Origin of the sequence: Paenibacillus cisolokensis (assembly GCF_018403665.1) — a bacterium.
GTDB lineage: Bacteria > Bacillota > Bacilli > Paenibacillales > Paenibacillaceae > Paenibacillus_AH > Paenibacillus_AH cisolokensis.
Genome location: NZ_BOVJ01000106.1, coordinates 11499 through 31555, shown reverse-complemented (window position 1 = coordinate 31555; position 20057 = coordinate 11499). Strand labels below are relative to the sequence as shown.

Annotated in this window: 21 protein-coding genes and 1 pseudogene; 14 read left to right on the top strand and 8 right to left on the bottom strand. The window is 57.4% G+C overall.

The window, feature by feature from the left end; genetic code table 11:
* Genes PACILC2_RS15125 through PACILC2_RS15110 form a run of 6 tightly spaced genes read right to left on the bottom strand, consistent with a single transcriptional unit; the run spans nucleotide 1 to nucleotide 4212 of the window.
* The gene (locus tag PACILC2_RS15125; RefSeq protein ID WP_307860602.1) at nucleotides 1–819 is read right to left on the bottom strand and encodes a carbohydrate ABC transporter permease; all 819 of its coding nucleotides are present in this window, start codon (nucleotides 817–819) and stop codon (nucleotides 1–3) included.
* A 14-nt stretch (nucleotides 820–833) separates the two neighbouring features.
* Nucleotides 834–1388: a carbohydrate ABC transporter permease gene (locus PACILC2_RS28750; protein WP_307860601.1), complete on the bottom strand. Its 555-nt coding sequence runs from the start codon at nucleotides 1386–1388 to the stop codon at nucleotides 834–836.
* Complete coding sequence (locus PACILC2_RS28745) at nucleotides 1313–1702, bottom strand: carbohydrate ABC transporter permease (protein ID WP_307860600.1); 390 nt, start codon at nucleotides 1700–1702, stop codon at nucleotides 1313–1315. Before PACILC2_RS28745 ends, PACILC2_RS28750 begins: the two co-directional genes overlap by 76 nt.
* Nucleotides 1703–1706: 4 nt before the next feature.
* A complete protein-coding gene (locus PACILC2_RS15115) occupies nucleotides 1707–2966 on the bottom strand; it encodes an ABC transporter substrate-binding protein (RefSeq protein WP_213529333.1) in 1260 nt (419 codons plus the stop codon).
* On the bottom strand, nucleotides 2966–3475 hold the full coding sequence (locus PACILC2_RS28740) for an LLM class oxidoreductase (protein WP_307860599.1): 510 nt from the start codon (nucleotides 3473–3475) through the stop codon (nucleotides 2966–2968). Before PACILC2_RS28740 ends, PACILC2_RS15115 begins: the two co-directional genes overlap by 1 nt.
* Entirely contained in the window at nucleotides 3427–4212 is a 786-nt protein-coding gene (locus PACILC2_RS15110) for an LLM class flavin-dependent oxidoreductase (protein WP_307860598.1), read from the bottom strand. Before PACILC2_RS15110 ends, PACILC2_RS28740 begins: the two co-directional genes overlap by 49 nt.
* 226 nt (nucleotides 4213–4438) lie before the next feature.
* Between PACILC2_RS15110 and PACILC2_RS15105 the strand changes: the two genes are divergently transcribed.
* From PACILC2_RS15105 to PACILC2_RS15095, 3 genes are all read left to right on the top strand, one after another.
* A complete protein-coding gene (locus tag PACILC2_RS15105; RefSeq protein WP_213529321.1) occupies nucleotides 4439–5314 on the top strand; it encodes a helix-turn-helix transcriptional regulator in 876 nt (291 codons plus the stop codon).
* 130 nt (nucleotides 5315–5444) lie between these two features.
* Nucleotides 5445–6011 carry a class I SAM-dependent methyltransferase gene (locus PACILC2_RS15100; RefSeq protein ID WP_244863539.1) on the top strand — a complete coding sequence of 189 codons (567 nt, stop codon included), beginning with the start codon at nucleotides 5445–5447 and terminating at the stop codon, nucleotides 6009–6011.
* A gap of 71 nt (nucleotides 6012–6082) precedes the next feature.
* On the top strand, nucleotides 6083–6511 hold the full coding sequence (locus PACILC2_RS15095) for a hypothetical protein (protein WP_213529320.1): 429 nt from the start codon (nucleotides 6083–6085) through the stop codon (nucleotides 6509–6511).
* Between the two features lie 47 nt (nucleotides 6512–6558).
* Here the strand turns inward: PACILC2_RS15095 and PACILC2_RS15090 are convergent, their stop codons facing one another.
* On the bottom strand, nucleotides 6559–7860 hold the full coding sequence (locus PACILC2_RS15090) for a copper amine oxidase N-terminal domain-containing protein (RefSeq protein ID WP_213529319.1): 1302 nt from the start codon (nucleotides 7858–7860) through the stop codon (nucleotides 6559–6561).
* Between the two features lie 140 nt (nucleotides 7861–8000).
* Between PACILC2_RS15090 and PACILC2_RS15085 the strand changes: the two are divergent.
* The 5 genes and pseudogenes from PACILC2_RS15085 to PACILC2_RS15065 all read left to right on the top strand — a co-directional run.
* Nucleotides 8001–9674, top strand: a pseudogene (locus tag PACILC2_RS15085) (ATP-binding protein); the annotation flags it as partial.
* 365 nt (nucleotides 9675–10039) lie between these two features.
* On the top strand, nucleotides 10040–11290 hold the full coding sequence (locus PACILC2_RS15080) for an outer membrane lipoprotein-sorting protein (protein WP_213529317.1): 1251 nt from the start codon (nucleotides 10040–10042) through the stop codon (nucleotides 11288–11290).
* Between the two features lie 131 nt (nucleotides 11291–11421).
* The gene (gene alr, locus PACILC2_RS15075) at nucleotides 11422–12606 is read left to right on the top strand and encodes an alanine racemase (protein WP_213529316.1); all 1185 of its coding nucleotides are present in this window, start codon (nucleotides 11422–11424) and stop codon (nucleotides 12604–12606) included.
* 201 nt (nucleotides 12607–12807) lie between these two features.
* Nucleotides 12808–13089: a CopG family ribbon-helix-helix protein gene (locus tag PACILC2_RS15070; RefSeq protein ID WP_062495331.1), complete on the top strand. Its 282-nt coding sequence runs from the start codon at nucleotides 12808–12810 to the stop codon at nucleotides 13087–13089.
* A 3-nt stretch (nucleotides 13090–13092) separates the two neighbouring features.
* Entirely contained in the window at nucleotides 13093–13443 is a 351-nt protein-coding gene (locus PACILC2_RS15065; RefSeq protein WP_062495330.1) for a type II toxin-antitoxin system PemK/MazF family toxin, read from the top strand.
* Nucleotides 13444–13542: 99 nt separating this feature from the next.
* On the opposite strand, the gene PACILC2_RS15060 is transcribed toward PACILC2_RS15065, so the two are convergent.
* A complete protein-coding gene (locus PACILC2_RS15060; protein ID WP_062495328.1) occupies nucleotides 13543–14904 on the bottom strand; it encodes a TrkH family potassium uptake protein in 1362 nt (453 codons plus the stop codon).
* Nucleotides 14905–15251: 347 nt separating this feature from the next.
* On the opposite strand from PACILC2_RS15060, the gene PACILC2_RS15055 reads away from it, so the two are divergent.
* The 6 genes from PACILC2_RS15055 to PACILC2_RS15035 are packed head-to-tail and all read left to right on the top strand — an operon-like array spanning nucleotide 15252 to nucleotide 20049.
* On the top strand, nucleotides 15252–15983 hold the full coding sequence (locus PACILC2_RS15055; RefSeq protein ID WP_213529315.1) for an SAF domain-containing protein: 732 nt from the start codon (nucleotides 15252–15254) through the stop codon (nucleotides 15981–15983).
* Nucleotides 15980–16435, top strand: coding sequence for a hypothetical protein (locus PACILC2_RS27000; RefSeq protein WP_244863538.1), 456 nt, complete (start codon nucleotides 15980–15982; stop codon nucleotides 16433–16435). The genes PACILC2_RS15055 and PACILC2_RS27000 overlap by 4 nt, the downstream gene beginning before the upstream one ends.
* Nucleotides 16426–16818 (top strand): hypothetical protein, encoded by a 393-nt coding sequence (locus PACILC2_RS26995; protein WP_244863537.1) that lies wholly within the window; start codon nucleotides 16426–16428, stop codon nucleotides 16816–16818. Before PACILC2_RS27000 ends, PACILC2_RS26995 begins: the two co-directional genes overlap by 10 nt.
* A complete protein-coding gene (locus PACILC2_RS15045) occupies nucleotides 16815–18212 on the top strand; it encodes an ATPase, T2SS/T4P/T4SS family (RefSeq protein ID WP_062495322.1) in 1398 nt (465 codons plus the stop codon). Before PACILC2_RS26995 ends, PACILC2_RS15045 begins: the two co-directional genes overlap by 4 nt.
* The gene (locus PACILC2_RS15040) at nucleotides 18209–19282 is read left to right on the top strand and encodes a type II secretion system F family protein (protein ID WP_244863536.1); all 1074 of its coding nucleotides are present in this window, start codon (nucleotides 18209–18211) and stop codon (nucleotides 19280–19282) included. The genes PACILC2_RS15045 and PACILC2_RS15040 overlap by 4 nt, the downstream gene beginning before the upstream one ends.
* Complete coding sequence (locus PACILC2_RS15035) at nucleotides 19210–20049, top strand: hypothetical protein (RefSeq protein ID WP_244863535.1); 840 nt, start codon at nucleotides 19210–19212, stop codon at nucleotides 20047–20049. Before PACILC2_RS15040 ends, PACILC2_RS15035 begins: the two co-directional genes overlap by 73 nt.
* Nucleotides 20050–20057 lie beyond the last annotated feature (8 nt).

Here is a 20057-nt window from a genome sequence, read left to right as displayed (position 1 = left end):
TCAGCCTTTCAACGATCCTGCCAGCGCTCCCGAGATGAAATACCGCTGCAGCAGCACAAACAGCACAATCATCGGCAGCGCCGTAACGACTACGCCCGCGAGCAGCTGCGGATAGTTGGAGACGTACTCGCCGCGAAAACTGAGCAGCGCCAGCGGCAACGTCAGCTTGTCCTTGCCGCTCAGAAGCAGCATCGGAAACAGCAGGTCGTTCCACACGATAACGAACAGAAAAGCGGCCGTCGCCGCAAAGTATGGCGCGCTAAGCGGCAGGGCGATCCGGGTGAACAGCCGCCACTCGCCCGCGCCGTCGATTTCGCCGGCCTCCAGTATCTCCTTCGGGAGCGTCTTCATGAAGCCGGTCAGCATGAACACCGCCAGCGGCAGCAGTACCGCGCTTGTCACGACAATGAGCGCGGTCAGGCTGTTAGTCCAGCCCAGGCTGCGGATCATGGCGTAAATCGGAATCATGTTGATCTGCGACGGCACCATCAGACCGAGCGCGAACAGGCCGAATGCGAGATTGCCGATCCGCTTGCCGGAGCGCGAGATGGCATAGGCGATGCAGCCCGCCGTCAGCAGTTCCAGCGCGACCGTCGAAAGCGTGACCGCAATGCTGTTGCGAAAATAGGCGAGCATCGGCTGTCCTTCGAACAGCGCGATGAAATTGTGAAACGACAGCGATTCCGGAAAGCCCAGCGGGCTGGCGTAAAATTGCGGCGTGGTTTTGAACGAGGTGAACAGCACGATCAGCAGCGGCGCGATGATCAGGATAGCGAACAAAATCACGAGCAAGTTGCCGAGCCATTTCAGTGTCATCATGTCACCAGCCTAGCTTAAGATATACGTTCCGTCCGCAGCGTGCGGAACTGCAGGTACGTCATCAGCGAAATCAGGACAAGAAAATATACGGACGCGGTGGAAGCCTTGCCGAACGTATAGTTCATGAATGCGGAGTTGTAAATATACGTCGACAAAATTTCCGTGGCGTAGTTCGGGCCGCCGCCGGTCATGGTGAAGACGAGATCGAACGCCTTGAACGACTGAATCGTGGTGTAGGACACGACGATTGCGGCCGCCGGCGCGAGCAGCGGCCACATGACGCTGGCGAACAGCCGGAGCGGGCCGGCTCCGTCCAGTTTTGCCGATTCGATCAGCTCATGCGGAATCGCCTGGATGCCCGCGACAAACAGAATCAGCATTTGGCCGATATGCGCCCACGCCTGCACCGCCGCCACCGAGAAGATGGCGATTTTGGCGTCGCCGAGCCAGTTATGCGTCCACGATTCCAGTCCGACCGCTTTCAGCGCGCCGTTCAGCAGTCCGAGCGAAGGATCGTAGACGAACGTCCAGATAAAACCGACCGATACGGAAGACAGAATCGTCGGCACGAAAACAGCGCGCGCAGGCCGATGTTCAGCTTGCTCTGCCTGGACAGCCGCAGCGCGAGCAGCAGCGACAGCACCGTCTGCAGGATGACGACCGTAAGCATAAACTTGATATTGTTGACGAACGATTTATGAAACAGAATATCCCCGGCCACCGCGCCGTAGTTGTCCAGGCCGACAAACCGATAGGACGGCGATAGGCCGTCCCAGTCGGTCAAGGAATAATAAAACCCTGTGAGCGTCGGATAGATGAACCATACGAGATACAGCGCCAGTCCGGGAAGATAGAAGGGCAGCAGTTTTACATACCTTTTCATGGCGTTACTTTCCTATCTGTTGGTCCACGATCGTTTGCGCGTCGGCCGCAGCCTTCTGCGGATCGGTTCCGCCCAGTACGGCCTGGATGGAACTCAGCACGGCCTTCTGCACTTCGGCGTTCGTAATCGTAAAGCGCGGCTGGAAGCGCGTCTTCTTCTTCGTCCACTCGGACACAATTTGCAGTTCCTCGCTCGTATATTCCACATCCTTCACCGTTACGTTCTGTCCGGTTCCGTTGGCGTATTCCGCCGCAATTTCGGGCCGGCTCAGAAATTCGATGAACTTTTTCGCTTCCTCCGGATGCTTGGAGCGGCTGTTGACCGCGAGCATGAAGGTTGTCGTATGAATGCCTTCATAGACGGCCTGGTCGGCCGGCACGGTAATCGGCGCCAGCAAACCTTGCTTCAGATCGGGATTGATCGCTTTGTTGCCGGCCAGCTGATAGGAGCCGGTGGCCAGCATCGCCGCTTCTCCCCGGGTAAACAGGGCAATGGCGGCATCGCCTTTCGTACCCAGCGCGTCTTTCTGGAAATATCCTTTGTCGTTAAGCGTCTTGAACTGTTCGAGCGTCTTGACCCACCATTCGTCGGTCAATTTGGCCGTTCCCGCTTCCAGTTTGGCGAAAATCTCTTCATCCGGCGCATTGTTCATCACCATCGGATTCATGAACTGACCCGGTCCGATGTCCGCTCCGGGGAAGGCGATCGGGATGATGCCATTGGCTTTCAGCGTTTCCGCAGCCTTCAGGAAGCTGTCCCAGTCGTTCGGCACTTCGATGCCGTATTTCTCGAACAGCTCGACGTTGTAAATCGGAATGTTGTACACCAGCTGGTACGGGATGGCGAGCTGCTGCCCGTCTTTCTGTCCCGCTTCGATGAGCGACGGTACGAAACGGTCAATAAACGATTCGTTGCTCAAATCGGCAAACAGGCCCGCCTTGGCAATCGCTTCGAATTGCGCGCCGGGGAACGCGGTGAATACGTCGCCGGTCGAGCCGTCCAGCAGTTTGGCTTGCGCGGTCGACTGATATTGCTCCGACGGGAAGATTTGCGTGGCGACTTTGATGCCGGGATTTTCCGCTTCGAACTTCCCGATGATACGATCCAGCACTTCCTTATCCTCGCCCCGCCAGTGGATAAAGCTGATCGTCACCTGCTTGCCGGACGATTCGCCTGCGGGAGACGATGTTTCGCCCGCTTCGTTGCCGGATGAGCCGCAGGCCGCCAAAATCAAGGTCATGGCAAGCGTCAGTGCCCATAACATCACGAATTTGCGTTTTTGGTGATTCCGATCTTCATCTCGATATGCCCCTCCTGCCTATTTTCTCTGTAAAAATGCGGCGCGGATGTCATCCCGTTCCGCGATGTGCGCGCATCGTCATGTGACGCTGTAACCTTTGTCAGCCAGTTTCCGCTTGACCAGCGGCAGAAACAGCTTGCCGGATATTTCGGCTTCTTCAAGATGCGGATATCCGGACAAATAAACGACGTAATGCCGGCCTCGACAAACTCGACAATGCGGTCGGACACCTGCTCGGGCGTGCCTACGAACGTCACGCCGCCGCCGCCGCGCACCGCCGACAGTCCGGACCACAGATTCGGGCCGATCAGATAATCCTTGTTTTTGGCGCCCGCGAACAGCTCCATTTGCCGTTTCTGGCCGACAGCGTCCGTGTTGGCATGGCGCTTTTCCCGTTCGTCGATCAGCTTGCGGTCGGCTTTGCTCAAAATGTTCCATGCTGCTTCCCACGCTTCGTCTTCCGACTCCCGCACCACAATTTGCGCGCGGATGCCGTAGCGCAGTTCGCGCTTGACGCCTTTTCCGTCTCCACCTCGTCCAGATAGCGGCGCATTTCGGCGATTTGTTCGCGGATCCAGTCCACCGGCTCTGTCCACATCAGGTACACATCCGCCATTTCCGCCGCGACGCGCTTGCCCGCGGGCGAGCTGCCGCCGAAATACAGCGGCGGATACGGACGCTGCACTACAGACGGCTTGCAGACACCGCCTTCTATCCGGTAGTGCCGTCCCTCATAATGGAATCCGCCGGACTCCGCAGACGTTTGCCATACCCCTGTCAACACGTCCAGAAACTCTTTGGTGCGCGCGTAGCGCTCGTCATGGTCGCCGTAGAGCGGATCGCCCGTCGCTTTCAAGTCTTCCGGATAGTGGCCGGTTACGACATTGATCAGCGCCCGTCCGCCCGACATCTGGTCCAGCGTCGCCGCGATGCGGGCGGCAAGCCCCGGCGTCAGCAAACCGGGCCGCACGGCGACAAGCGGCTTCAGCCTGGTGGTCGATGCCGCCACCCAGGAGCCGACGATCCAGCCGTCCCAACAATCTCCTCCCGCCGGAATGAGTGCGAACTCGTATCCGGCCCGTTCGGCAGCCTGCGCAACCTGAACGAAATATTGCGGAGAAGGTTCCCGTTCCGGCTTGACGCCCAAATATCGGCCGTCCCCGTTTGTTGGAATAAACCAACCGAATTCGACTTTGGTTTGCTTTGCCATGTTTTCGAGCCCCTTTGTACGCGATGTTTCGTAATAATCGTGATTTCCCGAATTGCCATAACCAGATGTCTGGTATATAACCGATTAAAATGATAGGATTAATATTGATAATGATCATAGCAGGTCGCTTCCGCCGTCGTCTATGGCAATTCGTGGCGGAAATTGTTTGTCATTTTGTGGTTTTGCCATATCTTTCATTGCATATAGATTCCTATGAGGTGGTCGTATGTTCAACAACATGAAAGAGGATCATCACGAACTGCTGGAAATCCACTATTTCACTCCGTCCGCTTTCGAGCGCGCGGGCGCGGCCTGGCCGATCCGGCTCGGCGCCAATATCGCCAAGCCCAACTATCATATCGGTCCGCGCATTACGCCATACTACTATCTGCTTTTTGTGGTTGAAGGGGAAGGGACGTTCATCCAGGGGAACCGGACGTACCGTCTGCGTCCGAACGACCTGTTTTGCCTGTTTCCGCAGGTGACGCACGAATATTATACAAACCCCCGCAAATTGCTCAAAAAAGTGTTCTTCGCTTTTGACGGCAAGCTTGCGCTGCAATTGCTGGAACGGATCGGGCTCGGGCCTTACCATTCGCATATTGAGAACGCGCTGACGGAAGATACGCTGGAGCTGATCGAGCAGTTTTTCAAGCTTGTCGAGACGGACGCGCATTCCGATCTGGCGAGGCTGAGCATGTTTTACCGGATTCTGGACTCCGTGACGGCCGCAACTTATGCAAGCGGTGCGCGCGCCGAGGAGCCGCGGAATTGGTTGCAGAAAGGAAAGGACTATCTGGAAATTCACTATGCGGACGGGATTTCGATCGAGGGCGTGGCCGACTATGTCGGCGTCGAACGGACCTATTTTACCAAGCAGTTTACGCGGACATACGGGATGCCGCCGCTTAAATACTTGCAAAGCTTGAAGATGAACGAAGCGAAGCTGTTGATGGAGCAGACCGACTACAGGTTGGCCGAAATCGCGCAATCGGTAGGATATCCCGACCTGCCGTCTTTTTCGAAAGCGTTCAAAAAGTATACCGGCGTGACGCCTGCCGTATGGCGGCAGCGCGCGCATCATAAGGCCGACAAAAAATAAAAAATGAAAATTATATTTACAAACCTATAAGTATTTGAATATAGTGTTGATGAGGTGAGAGTGAGGTGATGAACGTCGAGAAGCAAGTAAAAAAATTTAATCGGCAAGCGAAGCGATATGAAAAAAACGAATGACGCAAGAGCTCGGTCATCTTCGCAGGAAATTGCTGGGTTCGGCCCACGGACAGGTATTGGAGCTGGGGGTCGGAGCGGGAGCGAATTTTCCCGTCTACCCTCAGGGCGTGGAGCTGACTGCGGTCGATTTTAGTCCGGCCATGCTTGAAAAAGCAAAGACAGCTGGCAATCGGCTATACGGTCTGAACATAACGTATATCGAAGGGGATGTGGACCGTCTCGTTCTGCCTGAACAATCGTTCGATACGGTCGTCTCCACCCTGTCTTTATGCGCGTATCGCAATCCGGAAAACGTTTTACATAATCTTAATCGCTGGTGCAAGCCCGGAGGCCAAATCTTGTTGATGGAGCATGGGCTCAGTTCCAACAAGGCGATCGCTTTAGCCCAAAACATACTGGACCCGTTGGCCTACCGGATTGCGGGCTGCCATCATAACCGGGACATCATGGGGCTCATTCAGGCGTCTCCGCTAAGGATTGTAAAAGCGGAACATTATATGTCCGGCATGCTGCATTTGGTCTGGTGTCTCCCCGCCGCTGACGGAAAAACCCCGCTCGAATGAAACTTTACCACGCCGGGTATTCTATACATGGAAAAAGCGGCCAGTGCCGCACTGAAGAAAGGGGAGCATCCATGTATCGAAAACTGCTCGTGTCCGCAATCGTTATTGCGCTGACGGCCGGCGGCGCATCGGCGCTCGCTGCGGCGCCGCAGGCAGCCGAGACGGCGCCGCAAGCTGCCGAGCAAGCGCCCGGGGCCGCCAAGCCGCCGCAGGCTGCAGAGCCGAAGCCTTCCTCCGCCGAACGGGCTCCGGACGCTGCGGACGGCAAGGTGCATAAGCAACGCAAGGAATGCGACAAAGACCGGGAAGCGAGAGAGATGGCGCGGCTGCAATACGTGGCCCGGTATTTCGGACTGCCGGTTGAGGGCAAGACAAAGGAACAGCTGCGTGAGGATATCCGCAAGGCGAAAGCAGCGAACAAGGACAAATGGGAAGAGCTGAAAAAAGAGCTGCGGAAAAAGCATCTCGAGAAGCTTCGGAACAACGCTTCCCGGTCGTGAACAAACGAAAGCGAAGGGGCTGCCGCGGGCAGCCCCTTCTTCTATTATTATTGATCTGTACGGATCGTTACCGTTCTTTCCGCTGCGTTCCACTTGACTTCCGCTCCCAACGCTTCGCTTACGAAACGAAGCGGCACCATCGTCGTTTGGCGGATCGCCTGCGCCGGAACGGACAGTTCGACTTCCGCCCCGCCGACGAGCGCTTTTTTGCTTTTCAGCTTGAGCACGATTTGCGTGCCGTTTTTAACTGCGGTTACCGTTTGGGTCGCCGAATTCCACGTTATTTTGGCGCCCAGCCGCTCGAAGATCGCGCGCATCGGCACAAGCGTATTGCCATTGATGACGACGGGCGGCTGTTCGAACGATTGCAGCTCGCCGTCGATATAGACTTTGATTTCGTTCGGCGCCGGCACTCTTGCGGAGAGCGGCGGGAATTTGATTTCAAGCGGTCGGACGGTCAGCGTTCCGCCGAAAGACGACTGTCTCATCTCGTTCAGCTTCGTGATCGCGTTTTCGCGCTTCTCCAGAATGGTCACGATCATGCTGTCACGGATTTCCGTCAGTTGCCGTACCGAGCTGTCGCGGACGTTGTCGAGCTTGCGCTTCGTATCCGAACGGAATTGCTGCAGACTGGCCTGGGCGTCACGGAATATTTGATCCATTTGTTTCTGGGCGGCGGCTTTCGTGATTTTCCCCTTGGCATAGCGCCACATTGTGCCGGCACTGTAGTTCTCGTTCGCCTCATTGCGCAATTTCCACATCGTGCTTGTCGAGTAATGCGGATTGACCGTATTGCGGTACTTCCACATCGTACTCGTCGAGTAGTACGGATTCACTTCATTTCTGTATTTCCACATGACGCCCATCGAATAGCTTGGCGAAACGGCTTTGTCGAATTTCCAGTGCGCGCTCGAGGTGTAGGACTTGTTGGCCGCCTTATAGTAGTCCCACATGACCCCTGGCGTATAGCTTGGACTGAGCTGCCTCCTGTAGTCGGCCAGTTTTGCCCTGTAGTCCCGATTGTCTCCGTATGTGCGCTCCAGCTGTTCAAGATCCTCTTCGTACAAGTTCTCCAGGTATTTCTGGTCCTCCGCGATAATGCGTTCCAGCTCCTTCTGCTGTTCGGTTGCCGATTGCAGCAATGTTTTGAACTCCAGTGTCCGATGTTTGAGAGTTTCCAGGTACAGCTTTTCTTCCGCTTTCTCGATATTGGTATAGCGTTTCCAGATCGAATCCACGAATTTCGAGTCTGCGGCCGAAGCGGCAGCCGGCGCAAATACGGTGCCAATGAAGACGCTGGCGGCAAGCAAACTTCCCCAAATTTTCCGTTGCAGTCCGTATTTCCTCATATAATTCCTCCTCTTCCATATAAAATTTTAATGTATCATATGTACATTTACGCGCAGAAAAGCTTTCAGGTCCACGTTTACCGGCAAATCTCCGCCGTTTGGAAAAAAATGAAACGTAAAGCCTACCGGCATGTAGGAAAATGGATTCAAATATATCCTTCTTTTGGCGCAGTTCTTTGCCGTTTGGCGTCTTCCGACTCGTGGTATATAGTGAGCATCGGACTAATAAGAACCGGATTGGCAGAATCGGCTTTATGGTAAAATTTATGATCAGGCAGGTGATAGGCATGGTCGTGTTTGACGGTCCCATCAATATTTTGCTGGTCGACGACAATCCGGAAAATTTGCTGGCGCTTGAAGCGGTGCTGGGGGATTCGAATTATCGTCTCGTCAAATGCCTCTCCGGGGAAGAGGCGCTTCGCTGCTTGCGGTACGACGATTTCGCGGTTATCGTGCTCGATGTGCAGATGCCCGGCATGGACGGGTTCGAAACCGCCCGGCTGATCAAGTCGCATGAGAAAACGAAGGAAATTCCGATCATTTTCATCTCCGCGGCGGGCAACGACAACCGCCATCAGTTTACCGGCTACGCCGTGGGCGCGATCGATTACATGCTGAAGCCCTTCGACCCGCAAATATTGCGGACCAAGATCGAAGGGTTCGTCAGCATGTTCGTCAACAACAAGAAGCTGCAGCTGCAAAGCGAACTGCTCCATCAGAAGACGAAGGAACTGGAGCGAATCAACAAGGAACTGATGCGCACCGCCTACCAGCTGTCCAAGGCGGAAGCCCAGGCGCGGATCGTCAACGGCACGTCGGTCGATACGATGATCACGTTCGATCAGGAAGGGCGCATCCTGTCCGTCAATCCGGCGCTGGAAACGATGTTCGGGTATACCGAAACCGAAGTGCTCGGCCGGTCGGTTACGATGCTTCTCCCTTCCCTGATGAGCGGAGATCTTATCCCGACCAATATGGTCGGCGGCGCCGACGGCCCGTCCGGCGCTTCGATGCCGCTCGAAATCCGCCTTGTGCGCAAGGACGGCAGCGTCTTCGATGCGGAAATCAAGCTGGGCGGCACGATCGTCGACAACGAGCGGATATACGCCTGCACGGTCAGCGATATTACCCAGCGCAAGCAAAGCGAGATGGAGCTTGTCGCAGCCAAGGAGGAAGCGGAAATCGCGGCGCGCGCCAAAACCGATTTTCTGGCGATGGTCAGCCACGAAATCCGCACGCCGATGAACGGCGTCCTCGGCATGGCGGCCTTGCTGCTGGAAACCGATCTGGACGAGGAGCAGCGGGGATACGCGGAAATTATCAAGAATAGCGGCGACGCTTTGCTGTCGGTCATCAACGACATACTCGATTATGCCAAGATCGAGTCAGGCAAGATGGAGCTTGAGGAAGTGGAGTTTCATCTCGAGTCATGCATGAATGAAGCGATCGATCTGTTCGTGGCGAAATCCAGAAAGCAAAATCTTGAGCTGAGCTATTCCATGGACCCGGCGCTGCCGGAATATGTCGTCGGCGACGTGACGAAGCTGCGCCAGGTGCTCATCAACCTGGTCGGCAACGCCGTCAAGTTTACGAACGAGGGCAGCGTTCACGTCCTCGTCCGCCCGGTTCGTTCCGACGGTGAAGTCGTCGAGCTGGAATTCGAAGTTCGCGATACGGGGGTCGGCATACCCGAGGAAAAAAGGCCGCTCCTCTTCCAGCCGTTCTCACAGCTCGATTCTTCGATGACCCGCAAATACGGAGGCACCGGATTGGGGCTTGCCATATGCAAAAACCTGGTCGAGCTGATGCGCGGGCGGATCGAAGTGCGGAGCAACAAGCCCCGCGGAGCGGTATTCGCGTTCACGGTCCGCATGAAGACGCCGGACGGCCGCGCCAACTAGCCGGCTGACGAGGCGTGCGGGTCCGGGCATCGTTTCCCCCCTCCTCCCTGCTCTTCCGGTACGACATAGCGGCACGAATGCTGCAATCACCGTAACCATGCCCGGTTACGGTCCGGACGGAACCCCTCTTCTCCGCACGGATTCGCGCGGGACGCAATTCGGTTGCGTCCCCTCCTCAAAACTTGTCACGCTTGTTCACGCCAGTCCGCATAAATGTCCAAGTTCCCTCATAGACATGAACCAGTTGCAAAAACATTGTGCAGAGGGGATGATTGTCAATGCGTCGCATCACATGGATTGCGGCCATCGTCGCTTGCTTATCGATGCTGCTCGCCAGTTGCGGAGCCAAAGACGCCGATTCCATCGTCAAGGAACTCGACAAAGTCGTCGGAGGCATGGAAAGCTACAAAGGAAGCGGGACGATGACGCTCCATACCGGCCAGGAGCCGCTGGAGTACAAGGTTGAAGTATGGTACCAGAAGCCGCAGTATTACCGGATCGCCCTCACGAACGCCAAAAAGGATATCACCCAGATCGTGCTGCGCAACGACGAAGGCGTGTTTGTCCTGACGCCCAAACTGAACAAGGTGTTCCGGTTCCAGAGCGACTGGCCGCAAAATCAGGGGCAAGTGTATTTGTATCAGACGCTCGTCCGCAGCATCGTGCTCGACAATTCGCGCCAGTTTGCCGTCGACGACAACGCTTATGTGTTCGATGTCATGGCCAGCTACCAGAACGGCTCGCTCGCCCGCCAGAAAATTTGGTTGGATAAAAAGGACTATGCGCCGCGTCAGGTTGAAGTGAGCGACAGCAATGCGACGGTTATGGTGCAGGTCAAATTCGACAGCTTTGAATTCGATACGCAATTTGACAAGAGCGCATTCGATACGCAAACGAATTTGAATGCGGGGACGGCCGGCGCCGACGGCAGCAATGCGTCCGGTGAAGGCGGCAAGCCGGAGACGGAAGCGCCGGATGCCAAGAGCGGAGAAGCCGCGACAACGCCGGAGACCGGCGGAGAGGATGTCGCCGCTCCCGGCCCGAAAAGCGGTGCGGACGGAGAAGCCGGGACGAGCGAAGGTCAGGACGCCCAGACGGGCTCGGAGGCTGGCACGTCCGGCGAGGAAGAATCGGAGAGCGATGCGGAAATCGGTTCCGATCCGGATGCCGGCGCGTCCGCCGATGTGGCCCCGGAGTTCGTCGCCAGCGAACCGACCTATTTGCCGGAAGGCGTATCGCATATCGATTCGATCGATATCGTATTCGGCGGCAACGCGGGCGTCATGCATCGTTATGGCGGAACGTACAATTATACGCTCATTCAGACGCAGCCGAAAGATGTGGCCGCATCGTTCGTACCGGGCTTTATGATCGACCTGGGCTTTACGATGGGATCGATTAGCGGCGAGGAGCCGATGACGCTGACCTGGACGTACGACGGAATGGAATATCGGCTGACGAGCAGCGATCTGACCGAGGAAGAGATGATTAAAATCGCCCAATCCGTCCAGAACGAAGCGACGAAATGACGAAATAGCGCATCCGGCACGTTTCCATTTTGTACCTGCGGGCGGTGTGCTCCATTTCATTGACAGTGCTATCCTCAACCATTAACATTAATGCTATTGGGTTTTCGAGGGAAGAGGAGAAGGTGAAGCGTATGGATGCATACTATCGCCCGACCAGGGCAGAGATATCGCTGGATGCGCTGCGGAACAATTTGAACGGTTACCGGGCCGCCATCCCCCGGGATATGAAACTGCTCGCTTCCATCAAAGCGAACGCTTACGGCCATGGAGCGGTCGAAATCGCCCGGGAAGCGGAGGCATGGGGTGTCGATTATTTGGGGGTGGCGTTTCTTGACGAAGCGCTGCAGCTCAGAAGAGCCGGCATTCGTACGCCGATTCTCGTGCTCGGATACGTTCCGGCTTCGGCGCTGGCCGTCGCGCGGGAGGCGGACATCACGATTGCGCTTTTCCGCGACGATGTGCTGGAGGCCGCGGCGGCGCTGCCGGGCGGCGGCAAACGGCTGAAGGTTCACATCAAGATCGATACGGGCATGGGTCGGCTCGGCTTGCCGCCTGGCCGGCCCGCGCTGTCGTTTATCCGGAGGGCGCTCGCCGTGCCGCAGCTCGAAGTGGAAGGCCTATTCACCCATTATGCGCGGGCGGACGAACGCGACAAGAGCTACACCCGCATGCAGCACGAACGGTTTCGGGCGCTGGCGGACGAACTTCGCCGAGAAGGCGTGGAGCTGCCGCTCGTGCACGCCGGCAACAGCGCGGCCGGAATCGATACGCCCGAATGGGGCGGCGGCATGCTGCGTCTCGGTATCGGCATGTACGGCTTGTATCCGTCCGACGAAGTGAACCGTACGCGCATCCGGCTTGAGCCGGTCATGTCCGTCAAGACGGAAATTGTGATGACGAAGGATGCGCCGCCGGGCTCCGGCATCAGCTACGGCACCCGGTACGTGACGGAGAAGACGGAGCGGATCGGTACGCTTCCGGTCGGTTACGCCGACGGCTACAGCCGGATGCTGTCGGGCAAGGCGTCGGTGCTGGTGCGCGGCGTGAAGGTGCCGGTGCTCGGCACGATCTGCATGGACCAATGCATGATCGCCCTCGATCCGGCCTATTCGGACCGCCTGGGCCCTGTCGAAGCGGGAGAAGAGGCGGTATTGATCGGAAGCCAGGGCGGGGAAACGATTCATGCCGACGACCTTGCCGCATGGCTCGGCACGATCCATTACGAGGTGACGTGCATGATCGCCGCCCGCGTGCCAAGGGTTTACATTCGCAACGGCCAAACGGTGGCGATTACGAATATGCTGGCGAATCCATGACGGTCGGTTCGGGATGTAAGATATTTCTTCTCGAATTTTTTTGTCTTTCGTGGAGGATTTTGGAGGGTAAAGGCGAAAATAATAGCTTGCAGGGGAAAGCTGCATATCGAATCCATGCAGTTCATAGATATGATGAAGTATAGTGCGCGGCTTTTATTGACATAATGATGGTATTGGAAAAGTTTTGGAGGTGCTAGTTCGGTGGCCAACGTACAGAATACGAAACGGATTATGATCAGCCTGCCAGACCAGCTGTTAGAGGAAGTTGACGGAATTGTCGCCAAGGAGAACGGAAATCGCAGCGAATTTATCCGTCAGGCTATGAAGCTGTATATTATGGAGCGCAGAAAGCGGCAAATCCGGGAATCGATGCAGCGCGGGTACCTCGAGATGGCGATCATCAATCTGAACATGGCCTCGGAAGCTTTTCATGCGGAGGAAGATGCCGACCATACACTCGGCCGTCTCGTAAGCGGGGTGTAGAGCTTGATTGTAAAACGCGGTGATGTTTTTTTTGCCGACCTATCGCCCGTGGTGGGATCGGAACAAGGCGGAGTGCGGCCGGTGCTCGTTATCCAGAACGATATCGGCAACCGTTTCAGCCCGACTGTCATTATAGCCGCTATTACGGCTCAAATCCAAAAAGCGAAACTGCCGACCCATGTCGAAATCAATGCCGCCGCGCACGGATTTGACAGAGACTCGGTCATTTTGTTGGAGCAGATCCGCACGATCGATAAGCAGCGTTTAACGGACAAAATTACCCATTTGGACGACGACATGATGCGGAAAGTGAACGAATCCCTTATGATCAGTGTCGGACTGATCGATTTTTAAACCGCCGGCATTTCGCAGGCAAGAGCTGTCTCTTTGCACAATCTGCAAGGAGACAGCTCTTGTTTTTTTTGCGCGGACTGCGGACGCTCGGCCGACCGTTCAGCCGATGATGATGTCTTCCTTCGGATAGTGGACGAGCTGCTTCTGCTTGCGGCTGCGGAACAGGTACAGCAGCACCAGTACGCCGATCCGGCCGATAAACATCAGCACGATCAGCACGATTTTGCTCCCCAAGGACAATTCGGTCGTAATGCCGAGCGTCAGACCGCTCGTTCCGAATGCCGAGCATACCTCGTACAGGATCGCGGCCAGCGACATGGCAGGCGGCTCCATACTGGCGATCAGCATCGTGCTGCCGAGTACAAGTATCGACGCCACGGAGAAAACGACGAAGCTCTTCGTGACGTCCTCCTGCTTGATGGCCCGGTTGAATGCGCGCACTTCATTGCGCCCGAGCGCATAATTGTACAGCGTAAGCAGCATGACGCCGAACGTCGTGGTGCGGATGCCGCCGCCGACGCTGGACGGGCTGGCCCCGATGAACATCAGTATGGCGAGCAGAAGCTGCGACGGCAGGCTGAAGAAGCTCCCGTCCGTCGTCGCAAGCCCGCCGCTGCGCGTGCTGACGGAGTGAAACAGCGCATAGAACAGCTGCTCGTGCCAAGGCAGCGACTCCATCTGCTGCCCCCTCTCGAACAGCAGGATGCCGACGGTGCCGACGACCACAAGCAGCATATACATCAGCCCGGTCATCTTCGTGTACAGGGAGAAGCGAAACTTCTCATTCCGGCGAAGCCAATATTCGCGCAGCTCGATCAGAACCGGAAAGCCGATCGCTCCGAGCACCAGCAGCACGATCGTGACAGACTGGACGAAGTAGTCCGCGGCAAAACGGTAAAGCGAATCGCCGTAAATGTCGAAGCCTGCGTTGGTGAACGAGGAGACGGAGTGGAAAATCGCGAAGCCCAGCGCTTCCAGCCATTCCTCGTGGTATCCGGCGGCTTTGAAATAAAAAGTCAGAATCAGCGTGCCGGTTCCTTCGATGATGAGCGACATCATCAGCACCATCCGCATGACGTTAACGAGTCCGGACAGTTGCGGGCGGTTCTGGTCCACCATAATAAGCCGCCGCTGCGACAGCGTAATGTTGCGGCCGAGAATAAGCCACACAAACGCGCCCATCGTCATAATGCCGATTCCGCCGAGCTGGAACATAAACATGAGCGCGAACTTCCCGAAGAAGCTGAACGTGGAGTCCGTCGGCACGACGGTCAAGCCGGTGACGCTTACCGCGCTGGTGGCCGTAAACAGCGCATCGAACCAGCCGATACGAACGCCTTCCTGAAGGCTGATGGGCAGCGTCAGAACGACGGACGACAGGATGACGGCGATCAGATAGCCGAGCACGAGTATGCGCGCCGGTGTAATTTTGGATGACAGAGATTTGGCAAGCCGTTTCATAATCTTTTCGTTATTTCCTCCAGATGATGCGGCAGGTCGGCCGCATTTACCGCTGATTGGCGGCTTTTACTTCCCCATCATAACCGATTTGGGGCGGCCGTACCACATTTGCTGCCGGACGATTTTTCGCGATTATTCGACATAATAGGTGGATAACTCGCAAAAAAGGAGAATTTTGTATAAAAAGTGTGGACAAAATCGAAATCCGCTGGTAATATATAGTCACTCGATATTATGAATCCTTCAGAATGATTAAGCGAACGCTTTGCGAAGAACGCAAGCGGAGAGCCCGTGCGGCTCCTGCCTGCGTTCTTTTTTGTTCGCTTGCCGGGGAGAGAGGAGTGACGATGAACAGAAGGAGAAATGCAATGATCAGTCTGGCGGCGGCTGTTCTGTCCGGTCTGCTCGTGTACGGAATCTATTCGTTCCAGCTGCAGCAGCTCGAACGGCAGGAGACGGTGCGCGTCGTCGTGCCGAAACGGCTGCTCCCTGCCGGAGCGAGGCTATCGGCGGACGACTTCGAATATCGCGCTATCGCCAGGTCGTCGTACGATGCGGAACAGATGCTGCTCGATGCGTCGCAGGTCGAAGGAATGGAGGCGGTTGTTCCGCTCGGGCAAGGAGAGCCGCTGCTCTTGTGGAAGATCGACCGTTTCCGGCTGATGCCGGGTAGCGATCAATCGACCTTCCAAATTCCGCGCGAATATGTGCTCTCCGTATCGAACGGCATTCGCGCCGGCGACAAAGTCGTCGTTTACGTTTCGGGAGGGCCGACGGAATCGGCCAGACTGTTTGAGGATGTCGTGACCGTCGCTTCCGTGAAGACGTCGGGCAATGTGGAGATCGATGATCTGAGCAATCCGAACCTGCTGTCATTGGCGCGCGGAGACCGCGAGCGGATGTATGCGTCGCGCCGCGACGCGAACGGCATGATCGATTACATTAACCTGAATCTGACCGAGCAGCAATGGCTGACCATCGACAATTTGTGCAGAACAGGCGAGAGCAAGCTGGTCATCGCCTACAGCCCGCTGTCGCTGGACGTAACCGGCGCGGCGCCGGAGGTGAGCGGAAGGTGAAGCCTGCTCCGTTAATCGCATTCGTCGGCACGACCCCGAATATCGGCGTCACTTCGGCGGCTTTCGCCTTCGCTTATCGGACAGCCGAAGCGAGCGGCAAGCCTGTCGGTTTTCTGTGCATGAACCTGAAGAGCGCCAAGATTCACCGGTTTCTCGGAATGGACGGTCCGTCCTCGACGCTCGACGGCTTGCGCCCCGAGCTGCGCGCCGGGTCGCTGACGCCGGAGAAGCTGCTGCACGCTTCGCACCGGGTCAAAGGTATGCCAAACCTGCATGTGCTGTTTGGCAACATGCTGCGGGACCAGGCCGAATTTTTACGCCGGAGGAGGCCGATCATCTGCTTGCGGTGGCCGCCTCCACCTATTCGCTCGTTACGTTGGACCTCGGGGCATATTGGGACAATGCCGCAACCGTCTGTTCGCTGCGCAGGGCCGACGCCCGCATGCTCGTAACGACCGGCGCGCTGTCGCACTTTCAGGAAGACGGGAAGCGTTGGATCGGCCAGGTCTCGCCCTTGTTCGGCATTCCGCCGCAAGCGTATGAAGCAATTATTATACACCCCCCTTGGAAGAATGGAGGATACAGCGTGAAAGATATTTGCAAAGAGATGGGTTTAACCCGAATCGGCGAGCTGCGGCTGACGGAATCGCTGTTTTCCCAGCTGGACAGCGGGCGGATCGAGGAATGGCTGCGGAGCGACGAGCAGGGCCGCAAGGCGATGCGGGAGACGGCCGATGCGATTCTTGGCCGGTACGGTATCGCGCGGCGTCAGGCCGCCGGATCGCAGCCATGGTATCGCAAATTGCTCGCATACCGCAACGGAGCCGGGTCATGAAGGAGAGCGCAGCCGGACAAGCCGGCAAGTTCTCGCCTTCGGCCTTCTCCGCCCGAATCCGGCTGGAGCTTCCGGAGGCCGATTCGGACGAATGGCAGCCGGCGGCGCTGGCCGTACAGGAAACCGGCGATTTCGAGCGCCTTGCCGACGATATCCGCGCCTATCTGGCCGCGCCGCGCGGCGCCACGGAAGAGGAGCGGCGGTTGTACGGCGAGAAGCTGAACCGGGCCGTGCTCGGCTTCCCCCGTGAACGGGCGGAAATTATGGCGCTCATTACCGACCGTCTGATCCGGCGCCGCATCCACGAGCTTCCCGGGTTCCGCCATCCGTACCAGTCGCTGGCCGAAGCGCTCTTCTCCGAGGTGATCGGGATGAACGTGCTGGAGCTTGTGCTGCAGCACCGGGAAGGGCTTGAGGAGATTCAGGTCGTCGGCACCGACATATTCGAAGTGCGCGGCGGGGAAGCCCGGCCTTCGGCGTATTCGTTCGAGTCCGTGCGGGACGTCGAGCGCATCCAGCAAAACCTGGTGCTGTACAACAACGATCGGATCAATCCGCGCAAACGATGGGCGGAGGTGATGCTGAGGGACGGCTCGCGCGTGACGATGACGGGCTTCGGCTTTACCGCCGTACCGACGTTGACGATCCGTTTCTATACGGTCCGCTCTTTCAGCCTGGAGGCGCTGTGCGAGCCCCGTTACGGCACGATCAACGGGCGGATCCGGCAGATGCTGCTGGACGTGCTGCGAGCCCGCTTCAATCTGGTCGTCATCGGTCCGACGAATTCGGGCAAGACGCATTTGCTGAAGGCGCTCGTGGCCGAATTGCCGGACGCCGAGCGAATCGTGACGATCGAAAGCAGGCTGGAGATGATGATTCGCCGCGACTTTCCTGCGAAGAACGCGATCGAATACGAAATCGACGAGGACGACCCGCTTCACGGCTCGGCCCAGGCGTTCAAGCTCGCCCTTCGTCAATCTCCCCAGCGCATCATTCATGCCGAGATCCGCGACGACGACGCCAACATCTACGTCCGCGCCTGCACGCGCGGCCATGCCGGCAGCATGACGACGGTGCACGCGAATGCGCTGGAAGATGTGCCGGACGCGATCGCCGACATGTGCATGCTCGACGGCCGGGGGATGGACGCCGGACGTCTGACGCGCAGAATTGCGGAGTACGTCACCCAGATCGGCGTCGAGATGAGGCAGATCGGCGGCCGGCGGCGCATCGTCCGCATCGGGGAGATCGGCTGGCAGGACGGAACCGTAATCGTGCGCGACTGGGTCCGTTACGACGAAGCGGCCGGCGAATGGATTTATCCCTCCGCCCCGTCTCCGCGCGCCGCTCAGCGGCTTGCAGCCGCGGCTGAAGGATGGAGCGATGCCGGATGACGGCGCTGGCTGCGGCAGGGGCGGGGGCGCTGCTGTTCGTTTTGCTGTTTCTATGTTTTTTCAGCCTGCTTCGGCTTTGGACGGATAGCCGCCATTATGCCGGACGGCTTGTTTATCGCCGCCGCCACCGTCTTTACCTGTATGTTGCGAACTCGGTCAGGCGCTTCGAACGTCCGTACCGACATCTGTCCGAGCTGCTCGAATCGATGCGCGTGCCGATGCGGCCGGAAGGGCTTGTGATGCTGTCGGGGCTCCTGATGCTCGCCGGCATGACAGCGGGAGCGCTGCTGTTTCAGAGCGTGAAAGGATGCCTGCTGCTCGGCGCCGTGCTCGCCCTGCTGCCTTATACGCTGTTGCGGACGCTGCTCGTTCACCGGCAAATGCAGACCAGACTTGATTTTTTGCCGGCGGTTGAACTGTTCTATCAGTGCTACCTCGTAACCGGAGAACGGCATATCCGCACCGCTCTGCAGCGGGCGGTCGAGGAACAGCGGATGCCGGCGCAGATACAGGCGGTATTCGAGCAGCTGTACCGCAATTTGTCGGTGCGCGGCGACGACGAAGCAAGCCTGCGGATCTTCGCGGCGTCGCTCGGGCATGTCTGGGCCGATTATTTTGTCAATATATTGAGCGCGGCGCTGACGGAGGGGCACCCCGTCACCGACAATGTCAAGGAACTGATAACGGATATGCGCAAGGCGCGCCGCGCCAACGAGCAGGAACGCACCAGGCTGCTGGAAATCCGGCTGGCCAACTTTACGCCGATTTTGTTTTTGGCGCTGTTTATGGGCATCAATTTTCATTACAACCCTGACAATTCCTATCTGTACTACGTGCTGGACCCGCAGGGACGGGATATGCTGCTGAACGCCGCGGTGCTGATTTTCGCTTCGTTTCTGATGGGCTTGTGGCTGTCCCGAAAAAATGTAAAGGAGGCCGCTTCATGCAGGATTGGATTTCGAAAGCCGTTTTTGGCGCCGCTTTGGCGGGACAGTATTTGTTCGCGTTTTTGGCGCTGCTGTTCTTGCTGCGTATGCTGCCGAAACGGCTGCCGCGCTGGACGCATCTAAGCGGAGCGGAGCGGTACGGGCGGGCGGTATCGGACCGCTGGCTGCGCGCGTTCGGCATCGAGCGGGACAAGCCCGCCTTCGCCGAGCGGGAAGCGCTGCTGGCAGGCTGCGGCTATACGGGAGACGCCGCCGTCTACGTGCTGGCCAGGCGCGTCATTGTCGTAACGGCGCCCGCAGTTGCGGCCGCGTACGTTCTGCTCGATCTGGACGCGTGGATTCGTCTGTCGCCATTTGCCGTATTGTCGGGATTGGCCGTGCTGTACGGGGCGGCGTTGTGGGATCGCATCTGGCTGCGTTCGCTGTCCCGTCTGAGGGCGCAGCGGATTATGAAGGAAATCTATGTCGTCAGCAACCAACTGCTTTATTTGTCCGGCTCGTCGCTGCATATCCACGCGAAGCTGATGCGCTGCCTGCCTTTCACGCATGCCCTGCGGGGAGACATGCAGCGGCTGCTCGCGGAATGGTACCACGACGCCGAAGAAGCGCTGCGCCGGTTCAAGCGGCGGATCGGAACCGACGAAGGCGTAAGCTTCGTCGAAACGATCGATTCGCTCCGGCTTCACGACAGCGAAGATTATTACAGGCTGCTTCGCGAGCGGATTCAGGACTATAAGGATAAGCTGGAGTTCGCGAAGGAAAGCCGCAAGGAATCGGCCTCTTACGTTCTGTTCGTGCTGGCCGGTATTCCGATCCTGTACACGTTTCAGGTTTTCATTTATCCCTGGGTGCAGGAAGGGCAGAAGCTGTTTTCATCGCTGAACGGGTAACTCTGTTC